Genomic DNA, 16,999 nt, shown 5'->3' on the forward strand with positions numbered 1-16,999 from the left:
AACGCCGAATGTAGAAAATTGTGTTATGCAGCCGTTACAAGTGAGTGCGGTGTGCTCTAAGTCATCGCTATTTTTTCTTTTCCGAACACACTGACAATGTAATCTGAGTTGATAAATAAGCCCTACTATTGACTCATTATTATTTGAAAATAACCTCAACATTGAATAATCAGTTCATGAAGGCGGATCTCTTCCCGTACTACGGTTTTACGCTTGTCATTACGTAAACAGAAACAAATTGTCCCTTATTCAATATTCGTAAAGATTCAAATCCTTGGATCGTTGACCAAGCTCGTTTCCTTAATTTGAAACCACCAGCGACCACGATCAATTTCTTAATGGGGGCATGATCGGACTCAATGCCATTATTGAGACATTTAACTTGCCGTTGCTCGAAATCCGATCGTAATCGTCCTTCCTTCTTCAAACGGGCAATGGCATTCGCGTATGAAGAATGTTTATCTATGTTTAACGTTTTAGGATGTTGCTCTTTGTCATAATATCTCAAGCAACGCTTAATGAATTGATAATTGCGACGTAACTTTTTGCGTAATTTAGAGGAATATTCAATAAACCAACGATAGATAGTGGAACGATTAACCGATATACCTCGCTCTGCAAGCATATCACTAAGGTTTGCGTAACTCATTGGCGTTGAACCATACCAACGTAAGCACCAAAGTATAATTTCTGGTGCAAAGTGCTTCCATTTAAATTCAGAATTGGTCATTGATTACGAGATAGTATGAAGGATTGTGGGATCTTGGCGTTAATCCTCATTTTAACACCAAGTTATGGCCTTTCTCCGATATTATCCTAAGAGCCATAACTGCCAGTTTTTAGAAAAATTGAAATAAAAAACGCGAGCTGATAATCAGTCTCGCGTTTTGTTAATCTTGATACTAAGTAATACTATTTCGTAATAGTAACCTGTAGCATTTTAGTTTGGTGATCTAAGTACTCTTCATAAGTACCTTGGAAGTTGACTATTTTCTTATCTTTAACATCAATAATTTGTGTCGCTAGAGAAGAAACAAACTCACGGTCATGGCTTACAAAGATTAATGTACCAGTGTACACTTTTAATGCTTCGTTCAATGCTTCAATCGCTTCCATGTCCATGTGGTTGGTTGGTTCATCCATAACAAGTACGTTGATGTCTTGCATCATTAACTTGCCAAATAACAGACGGTTTTTCTCACCACCAGAACAGTTTTTAGCTTGTTTATTTGTATCATCAGCAGTGAATAACAGACGACCTAAAATACCACGAACCATCAAGTCATCATGCTTAACGGTGCGCCACTGTGAAATCCAATCAAAGATGCTTAGATCGTTATCAAAATCAGCAGTGCTGTCTTGTGGGCAATAACCGAATGCTGCATTTTCAGACCATTTAACAATACCTTCGTTTTGTTGTAAGTCTTGAACTAAACAGCGTAAGAAAGTCGTTTTACCCACACCATTCTCACCGATAACAGCAAGACGAGTACCTGCTTCTAGTAATAAGTTACCGCCTTCAAACAGAACCTCACCATCAAAGCCGTGACCTAGATTCTCAAGCTCTAGTGCCTGACGATGCAGTTTTTTGCCTTCACCAAAGTTAATTGATGGGCTCATTCGGCTTGATGATTTCACTTCATCCAGTGAGATCTTGTCCATTTTCTTTGCACGAGAACTTGCTTGTTTCGCTTTCGATGCGTTAGCACCAAAACGGTTTACGAAATCTTGTAGCTCACTGATCTCTGCTTCTTTTTTCGCGTTACCCGCTAATAGTTGATCACGGATCAGGCTTGATGCTTCTAAGAAGTACTCATAGTTACCAGGGTAAATACGCAATTCACCGTAATCGATATCAGCCATGTGCGTACATACAGAATTTAAGAAGTGCCTGTCGTGCGAGATGATGATCATTGTACATTTACGCTTGTTTAGCTCTTCTGCTAACCAGTTGATCGTATTAATGTCCAAGTTGTTGGTTGGTTCATCAAGTAGTAAGATATCTGGATTTGCAAACAATGCCTGCGCTAGTAACACACGCAGTTTCCAGCCTGGAGCAACTTGCTGCATTAAACCAAAATGAAGTGATTCATCAATACCTGCTTGAATTAGGATATCACCTGCACGGCTTTCTGCACTGTAACCGTCCATTTCAGCGAATTCGCTTTCAAGCTCAGCCACTTTCATGCCATCTTCTTCACTCATTTCTGGCAATGAATAGATACGATCACGCTCTTGTTTGATTTCCCATAGCTTTTTGTCACCCATGATAACAACATCAACTACGTTGTATTTTTCAAACGCAAATTGGTCTTGGCTCAATACGCCTAACTTCTGTCCTGGCGTCATTGATACGTTGCCTGAACTAGGAGTCAATGCACCACTTAGAATCTTCATGAACGTTGATTTTCCGCAACCGTTCGCACCGATCAAACCATAACGGTTACCGTTGCCAAATTTTGCTGAAATGTTTTCAAATAAAGGCTCTGCGCCAAATTGCATTGTGATGTTGTTTGATTGTATCAACGAAATAATTCCTAGGGTTTACTGACAAGTCATGATTTGGCTATATAGAGCCACAAGATGAAGGACGAAAGTATGATGAATGAGAAAATCTAGCCGCGGATTATACAGAGATCTTGATCACAATGTCGAGGAATATGATGTTTTAATACACAATAAAAAAGCCCCGGAGAGATCCAGAGCTTTATGATGGTATTTAACGTCGTGATGATGCTAAAAAAGAACCATTAATTAGAATTTATAACCGACAGTAAGAGAAAATTGGTCAGCAAAAACATTGTCTCCACTCTCTTTCAAATTGATAAAATCCAGCCTTACATCTGTATAGAAATGCTGATTGAATGTGGCTCTTGTACCAATCCCAGCAAAAATGGTTGAATCATCCCACTTCCCGAAATCGACGCCAAGAATGCTACTATCTTCTTTAAACTTTGCAAAACCCAATACACCATAAGGTTTAATTGAGGCATTTTGCATATAAAAAGTATAACCAATATCAGTATCTAACTTAAAAGTTGATATATCAATATCAATATCAAAAAGAGAATCTGTACCACTGCCTTTATTTAAAGAAACATTAATACCAACAATGTCGTTAATGTCATAGCCGTAAGCCAGAGTAAACCCATTGGTTGAGTATTTATCATCAAAAGCAACATCATCAATACTGGTGGAGTTAAAGCCTAATCCAATTCGATGACCTTCTAAAACATTAGCATAAAGGGCAGTCGAAGATAAAAGCGAGGTTGCAAGAAGGGTTTTTAATACTAGTTTCATAATTACTCTCATTTTAAAATAATAATGATTTCATCCATGAATTCGTGTTCTTATTCGTTGAATAAATAATATAAAATTAAAGATATTAAGACTAAACAGCTCTCGTTATTACATTTATAAGCATTACTTATCACAAAAAGCCCTAAATTAGATTTAGGGCTTAAATACTAGAAATATCTGTTTAAGTGAGTACCCATTTGTTATCTTCTATTAACGCCAAACACCCCATTCTCCGGTTGTTCCTGGTTCTTCCCCTTTTGTCCACCACTGTGCTGTCCATTCTTTATTATTATGGCTAACTATATCCCCAGTATTATAGATTGAACCAGCTTGCCATGCGTTTGTTGGCTCTACTGGCGGCTCTACTGGTGGTGTTGTATCGGCTTTAATTAAAGAAAGTTGGTAACTTAAATCAGCATTTGGTGCAAACACTCGGTTAGCGTAAATATTATTAGTATCATACATATAATGATTCATTTCTTGGTGCCAAATACCAATAAACCATTCTTTATTTTTCAATTGGTTAAATTGTCCTGCCAGTTCCGCTGACCATGTCGCCGTATTGTTCACAGTAATGGCTAAACTGATGTCTGTCGTTTCTGCCCCTGTGGCATCAAACGTTCTGAATCGAACGGTATCACCTGATTCTACTGGTCCAAATCCTTGGCTAATGTAATAACCTAAATCAGAATATGATGGTGGTGGGTCGACTGGATCTGTCGGTTCTGGAGGTGTAGTCCCCGTTCCGTCAAATGAAATATCGCTGCAGTTATAAAAGCCTTCACCAGCGGCATCTTCACGCTGCCAACGAGTATAAAGAACGGCCGAATCAGCTCTATCCGCAGGAAGAGTAATATTAATACGGTATTTCTTATCTTCGCCTACAGGCACATTGCCTGCAGTATCAATTAGATCTAAGTCACCCCATGTTAGTGGAACGGTTGGATCGTAATTAGAATTAGATAAATAGAACTGCCAGTAAGAAGGGTTGTGAGGTGCAGTGGCATTAAAGATAAGTTCAATCTGGTTATTCTCATCTAAGGTAACCGCCGTTTTTTGCCAATGAGAAGAACCTACGTTTAGACCTGCTTTTGCATTATCGCCTGCTGAACATAAGTTACCATCACGAACAATGGCTTGAACGTGTGCCATGTCTTTATAGTTTGGTACATTGGCAGCAACTTCATTACGTTGAACAAAAGGAAACGCTCCTGATTCATCATACGCCGCCTGACATGCCTGATTTGGAATAGTATTATCCCAAAATCCGCCATCTAAATAACACGTATTTTGTCTTGCACTCGGGTACTCGACCCAGCCATGTGCCTGCGCTCCCATTGATGATAATGCACCAACAAAGGCAATAGTGAGCGAACTGATTTTTATTTTATTTTTCATGATTTCATCCTTGTCTATAAACAATAAAAATGAGGCGATTAACGCCCCACTTTCGTTTATAAAATTAGCAAGGATTGATGGATTGACGATAAAAACAGAGACAAATAAGCGCTTTATTTACACATTTGTTATCTGCTTTCCATCTAATAATGAGTTAAATGAAAACACATTATATTCTTTCGAGTCAGTTCATTATTTATGCTTTACCTCAACATCAAGCTCAATTTACTTAGCGCTTCTCTGTTGCTGTTTTCTCTCTTTCTTTTCCAGTTTACGTTGCTCAATCAACTTTGCAGCGTCACCACCAACGTGAGTTTCACCTCTTTCATCCGCTAATTGCACTTGTTTTTCACGCTCACGGAAACGAGACTTTTGCTCATCACTGTGCTGATCAATACATTTAGGGCAACTTATGCCTTTCTCAAACGCATCAGATTGTTTGTCTTCGTCTGTGATTGGCAAACGACACGCATTACACACATCGTAATGGCTTTTTTCTAATTGATGATTAACAGCAACTCGGCCATCAAACACATAACAATCGCCTTCCCATAAGCTGTTTTCTTCTGGCACTTCTTCAAGATATTTTAGGATCCCACCTTCAAGATGGTACACCTCATCAAACCCTTGTTCTTTCATGTAAGCTGTCGACTTCTCACAACGAATACCACCAGTGCAGAACATCGCTACTTTTTTATGTTTTTTAGGGTCTAAATTATCCGCAACGTATTGAGGGAATTCACGAAAGGTCTCTGTATTTGGATTCACTGCATGTTTAAACGTACCAATATCCACTTCATAATCGTTACGAGTATCAACCAACAATACTTCAGGATCAGAAATAAGCGCGTTCCAATCAGCAGGTTTAACATACGTACCCACCACGTGAAGAGGATCAATACCTTCAACGCCCATAGTGACGATTTCTTTTTTTAACTTTACTTTAGTACGGTTAAACGGCTGCACGTCATTGATTGATTCTTTGTAAACGACATCAGCTAATCGAGCGTCTTTTTTAAACCAAGCAAGTAGCGTATTAATCGCTTCACGAGAGCCTGCAACGGTACCATTAATGCCTTCACTCGCTAGCAGCAATGTGCCGCGAATATGATTCTCTTCTAATACTTGAGTTAATGGTTGACGAATGTCGGTGTAATCTTCTAATGAAACAAATTTGTATAACGCACAAACGATATATTGAGACATGGGTAACTTTCCTTTATTTGCGAGGCTGGATCGTAAATCCAGAGCAATGAGCATGTGCCTAACGGCTTATAATTGTGGAAGGAGTATAACGAAAGCTTATCGATACAAATACCGACAGTTTTTGTGGTTTTTCTAGTCACATTGAATCAAAAAAATAAAAAGTAATGACCTATAAAACAATAAGATACCTTAAATTTACAATCTAAACAGACATAAAAAAAGCGCTGAGAATAAGACTCAACGCTTTGATTTATAGTTACTTAATATAATAAATTACGAGCTAAATTCACTCACATCAATATCAAGTAACTTACCGATACCTTCGCCATAAGCAGGGTCGGCTTTATAACAATGTCTTAAGTGACGAAGTTGAATTTCTTTTGGCACGCCGTTTAAGTTACGCGCAGTGTTATCAAACAAAATCGCTTGTTTCTCAGCTGTCATTAGACGGAATAGATCGCCCGGTTGTGAGAAGTAATCTTCATCTTCACGGTGATCCCAATGTGCAGCTGCGCCATCTAAATTTAATGCAGGTTCTGCAAAATCAGGTTGCTCTGCCCATTGGCCTTCGTTGTTTGGTTCATAGCCTAATGTGCTACCAAAGTTGCCATCAACACGCATTGCGCCATCACGGTGGTAACTATGCACAGGACAACGAGGTGCGTTCACTGGGATGTGTTGGTGGTTTACACCTAAACGGTAACGTTGTGCATCACCATACGCAAATAGACGACCTTGTAGCATCTTATCTGGAGAGAAGCTGATACCCGGAACCACGTTTGCAGGGTTAAATGCCGATTGCTCTACTTCTGCGAAGAAGTTTTGTGGGTTACGGTTTAGTTCAAACTCACCCACTTCAATTAATGGATAATCTTTGTGTGGCCATACTTTAGTTAGATCAAACGGGTTGTAATAAACCGTCGCCGCTTCTGCCTCTGGCATGATCTGAACTTTTAATGTCCATTTAGGGAAATCTTGGTTATCTATGCTTTCTAGCAAATCACGTTGATGACTTTCACGATCATTACCAATTACTGCGCCCGCTTCTGCATCAGACAAGTTTTTAATGCCTTGTTGAGATACAAAGTGGAATTTCACCCAGTAACGCTCGTTATCACTGTTGATAAAGCTAAACGTGTGGCTACCAAAACCATGCATATGGCGGTAAGTGGCAGGAATACCACGATCACTCATCACGATAGTCACTTGGTGAAGAGCTTCAGGTAATGATGTCCAGAAATCCCAGTTGTTCTTCGCGCTTCGCATATTTGTGCGAGGATCACGTTTAACCGCGTGGTTCAAATCAGGGAATTTAAGAGGATCACGCAAGAAGAATACCGGAGTATTGTTGCCCACTAAATCCCAGTTACCTTCTTCGGTGTAGAATTTCAGTGCGAAACCACGGATATCACGCTCGGCATCTGCTGCACCACGTTCACCAGCAACGGTTGTGAAACGTGCAAACAGTTCTGTTTGTTTGCCAATATCAGAGAATAGTTTCGCTTTTGTATATTTTGTAATGTCATGAGTAACCGTAAACGTACCGTAAGCACCAGACCCTTTTGCGTGCATACGACGCTCAGGAATCACTTCACGGTCAAAATGCGCCATTTTTTCTAAAAACCATACATCTTGAAGTAATTGAGGACCACGTTTACCCGCAGTTTGAACATTTTGGTTATGTGCAACAGGACAACCTGCCGCTGTGGTTAATTTTTTACTCATTATTCATTCCTTAATATAGTAATAAAGCTCACGAAAAAACGGTTATAAAATAGGGTTATAAGCAAAAGTGACAGTTTTCTATATCTAATCCAAAAGTTCCCTCACGGCTGGATAAATGATCAACACCAGCGGACACTCCCATTTCATATCCTGCAATCAGTGTAGGAGATTTCATGGAAAGACGCTTAACGGCAAAGTCTTCAGGTGGAGCGATCACTCGAATCATCGTTCCTTCAGGAGGATTACGAATAAATTCCAATGATTGATTGTAATTTTCAGCACGGACAAGCATTGCTTGTGCTATTTGAGGGTATCGCGCTAATAGCTTAGTCATTAACCAAGGTGAACGTGCAGGTTTCATCTCATAGCTTAAAGGATGAGATAAAATCACCGTAATGTCTCTTGCCCCTCGACGATACGCTTCTTTTACTGGTATAGAATCTGCAACGCCTCCATCGGTATAGCACCCACCAGAAAAACACGGTGTTGATTTATAAGCGATAGGTAAGGCTGTTGTTGCTTCAAGTACATTATTTAAATTACTTTCTTTTACTTGGTAATAGTCAGCGTTACCGCTATCAATATTGGTTACCGCTGCATACATAGGAATAGAAGAAAATAAACGGTCTAAATTTAAAGGATGTCTTCTGTTCGATTCTTCAATTAGCCATTTAACATCGACTAAATCACCACCACGAGCAAATCGAGTAGGATTAAAAAAACGCTTATTGGTGGCAAGAGTAGTGATGACATCAAAGCTACGTTGTGGTGCATTAGAAAGATATCCGATGAGATTCGATGCTCCGGCAGAGACACCAATAGCAAAATCATAAGGCATAAATTCTTTGTTCATAAAAGCGTCCAAAACACCGCTAGCAAAAATGCCACGCATTGCTCCACCTTCAACGACTAATGCACTCTTCACCATGCTCTCTCTTTAACCCCTAAAAATACTGTGGGGATAGAATAAACACTTTAGAGAATAAGAGATAATCGCTTGTACTTATAGCTGTGATTTATAAAACCTATCAAAAATTAGAGGTAAGTCATGAAGCTTAGTTATTCTTACTATTAATACGAACAAGATATTAAAAGAATAAAAAGGGTATAGAAAAGTTTTCAATTCAAACAGATTAATCACAATCATGAATAATTAAAGGGGGCAACATAAATTCATTAAATAACAATAAGTTAATGTGATTCATATTTACATAGTTTTACCTTCACTTACATAAAATATCAAAGTATCTACTATACTTTTCAGAACTATTTTATTTGAGTACATTCTTATGCATAAAATTTTATTGCTTACTGTCAGCTTGTTTCTTATTTCAGGGTGTAATGACAATCCAACCCAACAAAAACAACCCCCAACTCTTCACGTGGATACATTAACCCTTCAATATAAAAATACTCGTCTTTCCAGTGAGTTACCCGGACGAATTTCCGCAATAAAAGAAGCAGAAGTTAGACCTCAAGTATCAGGCATTATTACAGAGCGATTATTCAAAGAAGGCAAAGAGGTCAAACAGGGAGATGTTCTTTATCAAATAGATCCTGCAACCTACCAAGCGAACGTCAACAGTGCAGAAGCAACACTTAATAGAACATTAGCCGATCAGAATGTGGCCAAGAAAACCCTAAATAGAGTGGCTGAATTAGCGAAAAAGAAATTAAGTAGCCAACAAGATTTCGATGACGCACAAGCGGCTTACGAACAAGCAACCGCTGAAGTAGCAGTGTCCCAATCAGCTCTTGACTACTCTAATATTCTACTCTCGTACACACAAGTTACCGCTCCTATTTCTGGTCGAATTGGCATATCACAAGTATCAGAAGGCGCATTAGTAACAGCAGAGCAAAGTAATTACTTAACCACAATCCAGCAAATCAATGACGTGTATGTTGATATGAGCCAATCTTCCCTTTCCTTATTAAAACTCAAACGAGAATTCCCAAGAAATAAAGATCACGAACAAGAAAGAAAAATTCCAGTTGATATAAAAATGGAAGATGGGACTGGCTACCCAGTGCAAGGGTACTTAGAAGCATCTGATATTTCAGTTGATGAATCAACAGGTAGCATGACATTGAGAGCAATTGTTTCTAACCCAAATAATGAACTTCTACCGGGTATTTTTGTTCGAGCAACCATCTATAGTCCATCAGAAAAAGATTACATTGTTATCCCACAATCCACTGTTGTTCGCAGTCAAACCGGAGAACCGTTTGTTTATATTGCAAATGATAAAAATATTGTAGAAAAAAGAGCGATTTCATTAGGTAATGAGATGGAAAATAATTGGATTGTACTTGATGGCCTCAAGGAAGGTGAGCACGTTATTATCAATAATTTACAAAAGATTAAAGAAGGTGCCCCTGTTGTTATCGATAATGCCACACCTCCTGTTGATGGCTCATCAGATGATCAATCTGCTGCCTCTGAATAACCTTGATTAAGGAATTATCATGTCTACATTCTTCTTAAAAAGGCCTATTTTTGCTTGGGTACTTGCTATCGTAACCATGTTGCTCGGTGTGTTATCCATCAAAATGTTGCCTATCGCACAATATCCAACCATTGCACCACCTGCAATTCAGATCAGTGCTAACTATCAAGGTGCATCAGCAAAAACCGTTGAAGACAGTGTCACTCAGATCATAGAACAGAGTATGACTGGGCTAGATAACTTATTGTATATGTCATCCATCAGTGATTCCTCTGGGAGTGCTTCAATTACATTGACCTTCAGTTCAGATACCGACCCAGACATTGCTCAAGTTCAAGTTCAGAATAATTTACAGCAAGCCACTAGCGGTTTACCTGCCTCCGTACAAAGTGAAGGGGTATCTGTACGTAAAAGCAGTTCTGGTTTTATGTCAATGATCACGATTTACTCTCCAGATGGAAGCATGAGTGGTCCTGATATTCAAGATTATGTAAACAGCTATCTTAAGGATCCAATTAGCCGTATTAATGGGGTTGGTGATGTTCGAGTCTTTGGCTCTTCTTATGCCATGCGTATCTGGTTAGATCCCGCGAAACTAAACAGTTACAATTTAACTCCTTCCGATATTTACAGCGCGGTAGAAAACCAAAACTCTCAAGTTACTGTCGGGCAACTAGGCGGAACGCCTTCGACAAAAGAGCAATTAATCAATGCGACAATTACGGCTCAGACCCTACTCTCAACAGTTGACGAGTTTCAAAATATTCTCTTAAAAGTGAATGAAGATGGGTCTCAAGTTCGTTTAAATAATGTTGCTCGAGTTGAATTAGCCAGCGAAGATCTCAGCGTTATACCCGCTTACAATGGTCAAGAAACCTCAGGGATGGGGATCACTCTCGCATCAGGTTCTAACTCCTTAGAAACACAAGAAGCGATTGATGCCAAATTAGCTGAACTATCGAAAAGCTTTCCTGCCGGACTTGTTGTAGATAAAGCGATGGACACTAACCCATTCATTCAACTTTCTATTGAAGAGGTCGTTAAAACTTTATTTGAAGCGATTGTACTCGTTTTCTTCGTCATGCTGTTATTTCTACAAAACGTTAGAGCAACACTCATTCCAACCATTGCTGTTCCTGTCGTTCTTTTGGGTACTTTCGGGGTTGTCGCCATGATGGGCTTTACCATCAATACCTTAACCATGTTTGGTTTAGTACTTGCGATTGGCCTGTTAGTCGATGATGCCATTGTTGTTGTAGAAAACGTTGAACGTATTATGCATGAAGAAGGGGTTTCAGCTCTTGAAGCTACCGAAAAATCCATGGGACAAATTACGGGCGCGTTGATTGGTATAACCATGGTATTGGCGGTTGTATTTATTCCAATGGCATTTATGTCTGGCTCTACAGGAGCCATCTACCGCCAATTTTCACTTACGATTGTATCTGCAATGGTACTATCAGTAATGGTTGCCTTGATTTTAACGCCAGTACTGTGTGCTACGCTATTAAAGCCAAAAACTAAAAAAGAACCAAATGCATTTTTCTCAGGATTTAATCGCATTTTTGACGCGTGCTCTAACCGTTATCAACAATCGGTTATTAACGTATTAAACCGCCCTACTCGTTTGATTTTACTCTATGTCGCGTTATTAGTTGGAACTGCGGGGTTATACCAGACCTTACCCAGTTCATTTTTACCAGATGAAGACCAAGGTAACTTCATGATCATGACCCAGTTGCCAAATGGCTCTACGGTCGCTCAAACCAAAAAAGTAATGGAAGACATTAACACTTACTTCCAAGAGGAAGAAAAAGACACCGTAAGAGCGGTATTTAACACCGCAGGTTTTAACCAAGCAGGGACGGGGCAAAATGCCGGAATGAGTTTTATCGGCCTAAAAGATTGGTCAGAAAGAACAGAAAAAGGGCAAGATGTTAATTCTATCATTCAAAGGGTCATGCAAAAATTTCAAAACTACAAAGGAGCATCCATTTTTGCGGTAAATCCACCAGCAATTAGGGAGTTAGGACAAGCAACAGGGTTTGATTTTTACCTTGAGGATAACGCCAGTCTTGGACATGATAAATTAGTAGAAGCTCGAGATCAGTTACTTGAACTTGCCAATAAAAATCCGATATTACAAAAAGTACGTACCAATGGGTTGGAAGATAATGCTCAATTCTACCTTGATATTGATTATGAAAAAGCAAAAGCCCTTGGAGTAAATATCCAAGATGTAAATAGCACATTATCGATTGCTTGGGGCTCTGCGTATGTAAATGACTTTATTGATAGAGGCCGATCAAAGAAAGTTTATATTCAATCTGATGCCGAATACCGAATGACACCAGAAGATATCAATGCTTGGTTTGTTAGAAACGACCAAGGGAAAATGGTGCCATTGAATACATTTACTCAATCACATTGGGGGAAAGGCTCTCCTCAACTGGTAAGATATAACGGAAACTCAGCTATCGAAATTATTGGTGAAGCAGCTCCTGGATACAGTACAGGTGATGCGATACAAGCCATCGAAGACATACAAGCACAATTACCCGATGGTATTGGTATAAGCTGGACAGGTATGTCTTACCAAGAATTAGAAGCAGGTAATCAAGCGCCGTTTTTATATGCCTTATCATTGCTAATGGTGTTCTTATGTTTAGCTGCTCTGTATGAAAGTTGGACCGTTCCTATTGCTGTTATTCTCGTTGTGCCGCTAGGTGTACTTGGTGCATTAACTGCGACGTACTTTAGAGGTTTAGAAAACGACGTTTACTTCCAAGTCGGTTTATTAACGACTATCGGTCTATCAGCTAAAAATGCGATCTTAATAATTGAGTTTGCTAAAGAGCTATATGAAAAAGGCATGGGACTAACTGAAGCAGCAATTGAGGCCTGTAAAATGAGATTGCGTCCTATATTAATGACCTCACTGGCCTTTATTTTAGGGGTACTTCCATTAGTTATCAGCTCGGGAGCTGGCTCTAATGCACGACATGCAATCGGTACATCGGTAATGGGCGGGATGATATCTGCGACTCTACTCGTTATCTTCTTTGTTCCTTTATTCTTTGTTGGTATACAAAAAATGATGTTGAAATTTAAAAAGCCATCATAGCAAATGAACAACCAGCGATAAAAAAGCCCCATGAGCATTATACTCATCGGGCTTTTTTTAAGAAAGGTAATCACTAAAGAGTTTATTAAAATTGATAATATGACCAGCTTCTTAACTGCATATTTAACTCAAAAAAATTCATTTTTCTCCAATCTATTAATTAAAAAAGCTACGGTATCTCTGATCACATGCCTGTTTAACTTTCAATGATGCTATTTTATTTTTAGAGTTTTGAAGGTTATCAAGTAAGCATTGATTATAATTGGCATCCTTTTCTTCTAGCATAAAATTGTCCATATAAAGTTTCTCACACGCATTGGTTAGCATAATTGAAACGCTAGGCTCTTCAGTCCCTGTAACATATTGAAAAATGCAATCTTGATATGCCTCTTTATCTTCTTTAGCTTGAACACTATTTGCAATAAATAGGCAAAGTAACATTAGCTTGAACTTATTCATGGTAATAAACTGACTCATTGAGTAAAAAAGACACTTATATTTAAGTAATGCCGATCAGTTAGTCACTTTATTGAGTAATTATGCACTATTTATTCAATGTCTAATAGATATGGCAAAGTACCCGTTAAGAGAGTGAAAGATAGATACAACAAGGGCTCCAGAATGATTGTAATAAATTCGTCTGAAGCCCTTGTTTTTATTGATGTTCGCTTAACTGACTGGCATTACTTATATTTAAGTGTTAACTATACATAGAAGACTAACTGAAAAGGGCTACAAATAAAAATTTATAACCCCTTTTTATATAAAGCAATTTAAAGACAGCTAAAAACTATTTAATTAAACAGATACAAATACTCTCCATAGCCTTCTTTCTCTAAATCTGCTTTAGCAACAAAGCCCATGGCTGCAGAGTTCATACAGTAACGTAGCCCTGTAGGTTTAGGTCCATCACTAAAAACATGCCCTAAATGGGAATCTGCAAATTTACTGCGGATCTCGGTACGTTTACTAAATAATGAAAAATCGTCTTCTTCGGTTATGTAGGCTTTATTGATTGGCTTGGTAAAGCTTGGCCAGCCTGTGCCTGATTTGTATTTATCGGTTGATGAGAATAATGGCTCACCACTAACGATATCAACGTAAATACCCTCGGCTTTATTATCCCAATACTCATTCTTAAATGGACGTTCTGTTCCCTCTTCTTGCGTTACATAATATTGCTTATCCGTCAGCATTTTCTTAATTTCTGACTCTGATGGCTTAGCATATGGCTTAACATTTTGAGCTATCTTTTGCTCATCAATATACTGACGTAATGTTTTTGGGTTATCTTCTCTGTCTTCACCAAAAACCAAATCTAGGTATTTATCACGCCCAGATCCGTGACGATAGTATTTATAACGAATAGGATTACGTTTGTAATAATCTTGATGATAATCTTCTGCCGGCCAAAACTTTTTAAACTCAATTAACTCTGTAGCTAAAGGCTTTGGATAGACTTTCGCAGCATCAATCTCATTCATAAACTCCTGAGCAATCACTTGCTGATCTTCATTATGGAAAAAGATAGCTGGACGATATTGTGGACCTCTATCCACAAATGAGCCTTTACTATCCGTTGGATCCATATGTCTAAATAGCTGATCAAGCACTTGCTCATAGCTAACGACCTTAGGATCAAACGTCACTTGAATTACTTCAATATGACCTAATTTTCCTGATGACACTTGTTTGTAGGTTGGGTTTTCAAGCTCTCCTCCTGAATAACCAGAAACCACATCCACCACCCCATCTAATTTTTCTAAATCAGATTCCGTACACCAAAAACACCCCCCCGCTAATGTAGCAACTTCGTAATTTCCATTCATTGGTTTAGACATATTGTCATCCGCAGTTGAAAAGAAACTCGTCATGGCAGCAAAAAATGAAGCGAACAGTAGAGCAGCTGTTGTAATTTTTAATCGGGATCTCATATCAACCTCTTTATGGTTTCTTATTAATATAGTTATCAGAGTGATGTGCTTTGAAAAAGTTGCAATTTGTTATTAAATATTAATTCTGTGTTATAGCTTTTCGTTATTAAGATATAGCTCATAAATATGATAGTGCTGTCGGACGATTTATTGATTCAGTGCATCTTTCTAAGCAATTTCTTTGGTTAGAGTGGTTTTCTGTTCCCTTTCAATATAGAAGATAAATCATGACTCAAGTGAATCAAGAGCGTTTAATTAATCACTTTCTAGATATTGTTCAAATCGACAGTGAATCAAAAAATGAAAAAGCGATTGCAGAAGCACTTGCAGAACAACTAGGTGAACTAGGCTTTACCGTCACTAAATTACCCGTGCCTGAGCACGTATCAAACGGCTTTAATATTTACGCAAGATTAGAAGGCGAATTAGAGGGCAGCATTGTATTTAGCTCGCACATGGACACAGTAACTCCGGGTAATGGCATTGAACCTATCATTGAAGATGGTGTGATCCGCTCTAAAGGTAACACAGTGCTTGGCGGTGATGATAAATCAGGTATCTCAGCGGTAATGGAAGCGGTGCGTGTTATCAAAGAAACAAATCAAGCACACAAAACGATTGAACTTGCGTTTACGGTTTATGAAGAAGGTGGTTTACACGGTTCTAAAAACTACGATATGAGCTACATTCAATCTAACCACGCTATTGTATTAGATTCAGGCGGCCCTATCGGTACAATCATTACCTCTGCTCCTGGTCAACAAAACCTAAAAGTAACCATCACAGGTCGTCCTGCACACGCAGGTTTAGCGCCAGAAGAAGGCATTAATGCCCTAACGGTTGCCGCGGATGCAATCATGAACATGACGCTTGCACGTATTGATGAAGAAACTACGGCAAATATCGGTGTGGTTCATGGTGGTCAAGCAACCAACATCGTTATGCCTGAGCTATACATTGAAGGTGAAGCCCGTTCTCTTGATGATGTGAAACTGGCAAAACAAGTTGAACACATGGAAACAACCTTTAAAGCTGCTACTGATAAACATGGTGCAGAAATCGAGATCATCTCTACTCGTGCTTATAACGCGTATAAAATTTCAGACGATAATGCACATGTTGCAAGCATTAAAGAAGCGTTTGAGAGCATTAACATTAACCCATTCACTAAATCTACTGGTGGTGGCTCTGATGCAAACGTATTTAATGAAAAAGGCTTAACAACGGTTAACCTTTCTACGGGAATGTCTAAAGTACACACCACTGAAGAGTTTATTAAAGTATCAGATATGGTTGATATCACTCGTTTCTTAACGGCGTATTTAACTCGTTAACTACCGACTTTGGTTGATACATAAATGGAAGAGCGACTCCAACTGAGAGTCGCTCTTTTTTTATGAAATTACCAGAGAAAAAGAAAGTGAAAAATCCCGTTAAAAATGAGAAGCCAACGGTAGATTGTTTTCTAAAATCCCTTATTATTGATAAATAACAATAATGAAAAAAACTTTTATTATTGTGTCTAAAAAACAAGTAAATGGTTACATCTAGCGGTCATTATCATTGATATTTCAATAAGGTAGGTGCAACATGAACATACCAAAAACAACAATCTTCTACGTCATCGCGTTTATTTTGATCAGTATCATAGGTTTTAGGGTTTATATGATTAAACAACAATTAATCCAGATAAATGAACACGTCCCTACCCAATCAGAAGCAACTCATATCTATGACTATTTACTCTTGAATCAACGTTAATGTATTTATTCATTGAGCGATGATTACGATTAAAAGAACAAGATAAAAATTAGAAACAATTCACGGAATTACCTTACAGAATAAAAGCTGTTATCAAACCC

At 38.5% G+C, this 16,999-nt stretch carries 11 protein-coding genes and 1 pseudogene; 3 read left to right on the forward strand and 9 right to left on the reverse strand.

Annotated elements, in window-relative coordinates; all coding sequences use genetic code 11:
- Window positions 1–169: 169 nt before the first annotated feature.
- The 7 genes and pseudogenes from BTO22_RS17075 to BTO22_RS17105 all read right to left on the reverse strand — a co-directional run bounded on the left by BTO22_RS17075 (window position 170) and on the right by BTO22_RS17105 (window position 8,557).
- Window positions 170–730: pseudogene (locus BTO22_RS17075) on the reverse strand (IS6 family transposase).
- A gap of 182 nt (window positions 731–912) precedes the next feature.
- Entirely contained in the window at window positions 913–2,526 is a 1,614-nt protein-coding gene (locus BTO22_RS17080) for an ABC-F family ATPase (RefSeq protein ID WP_105056497.1), read from the reverse strand.
- Between the two features lie 228 nt (window positions 2,527–2,754).
- The gene (locus tag BTO22_RS17085; RefSeq protein WP_105056498.1) at window positions 2,755–3,300 is read right to left on the reverse strand and encodes a porin family protein; all 546 of its coding nucleotides are present in this window, start codon (window positions 3,298–3,300) and stop codon (window positions 2,755–2,757) included.
- A gap of 210 nt (window positions 3,301–3,510) precedes the next feature.
- Window positions 3,511–4,698, reverse strand: a complete 1,188-nt coding sequence (locus BTO22_RS17090) for a lytic polysaccharide monooxygenase (RefSeq protein ID WP_105056499.1) — start codon at window positions 4,696–4,698, stop codon at window positions 3,511–3,513.
- A 225-nt stretch (window positions 4,699–4,923) separates the two neighbouring features.
- Window positions 4,924–5,904 (reverse strand): oxygen-dependent tRNA uridine(34) hydroxylase TrhO, encoded by a 981-nt coding sequence (trhO, locus tag BTO22_RS17095; RefSeq protein WP_105056500.1) that lies wholly within the window; start codon window positions 5,902–5,904, stop codon window positions 4,924–4,926.
- Between the two features lie 273 nt (window positions 5,905–6,177).
- Window positions 6,178–7,629 carry a catalase gene (locus BTO22_RS17100; RefSeq protein ID WP_105056501.1) on the reverse strand — a complete coding sequence of 484 codons (1,452 nt, stop codon included), beginning with the start codon at window positions 7,627–7,629 and terminating at the stop codon, window positions 6,178–6,180.
- A 55-nt stretch (window positions 7,630–7,684) separates the two neighbouring features.
- Window positions 7,685–8,557: a patatin-like phospholipase family protein gene (locus tag BTO22_RS17105; RefSeq protein WP_105056502.1), complete on the reverse strand. Its 873-nt coding sequence runs from the start codon at window positions 8,555–8,557 to the stop codon at window positions 7,685–7,687.
- A 361-nt stretch (window positions 8,558–8,918) separates the two neighbouring features.
- Here BTO22_RS17105 and BTO22_RS17110 point away from each other — a divergent pair, with 361 nt between their 5' ends.
- Window positions 8,919–10,079, forward strand: a complete 1,161-nt coding sequence (locus BTO22_RS17110; protein ID WP_105056503.1) for an efflux RND transporter periplasmic adaptor subunit — start codon at window positions 8,919–8,921, stop codon at window positions 10,077–10,079.
- 13 nt (window positions 10,080–10,092) lie between these two features.
- The gene (locus BTO22_RS17115; RefSeq protein ID WP_308727221.1) at window positions 10,093–13,203 is read left to right on the forward strand and encodes an efflux RND transporter permease subunit; all 3,111 of its coding nucleotides are present in this window, start codon (window positions 10,093–10,095) and stop codon (window positions 13,201–13,203) included.
- 156 nt (window positions 13,204–13,359) lie between these two features.
- On the opposite strand, the gene BTO22_RS17120 is transcribed toward BTO22_RS17115, so the two are convergent.
- Both BTO22_RS17120 and msrB read right to left on the reverse strand, forming a co-directional pair.
- The gene (locus tag BTO22_RS17120; RefSeq protein ID WP_258132666.1) at window positions 13,360–13,662 is read right to left on the reverse strand and encodes a VF_A0006 family four-cysteine protein; all 303 of its coding nucleotides are present in this window, start codon (window positions 13,660–13,662) and stop codon (window positions 13,360–13,362) included.
- 335 nt (window positions 13,663–13,997) lie between these two features.
- A complete protein-coding gene (gene msrB / locus BTO22_RS17125; protein ID WP_105056506.1) occupies window positions 13,998–15,137 on the reverse strand; it encodes a peptide-methionine (R)-S-oxide reductase MsrB in 1,140 nt (379 codons plus the stop codon).
- A 227-nt stretch (window positions 15,138–15,364) separates the two neighbouring features.
- On the opposite strand from msrB, the gene BTO22_RS17130 reads away from it, so the two are divergent.
- On the forward strand, window positions 15,365–16,471 hold the full coding sequence (locus tag BTO22_RS17130) for a M20/M25/M40 family metallo-hydrolase (RefSeq protein WP_105056507.1): 1,107 nt from the start codon (window positions 15,365–15,367) through the stop codon (window positions 16,469–16,471).
- Window positions 16,472–16,999: the final 528 nt, after the last annotated feature.

This window comes from Aliivibrio sifiae, from assembly GCF_002954705.1.
In the GTDB taxonomy this organism is placed as follows: Bacteria; Pseudomonadota; Gammaproteobacteria; order Enterobacterales; family Vibrionaceae; genus Aliivibrio; species Aliivibrio sifiae_A.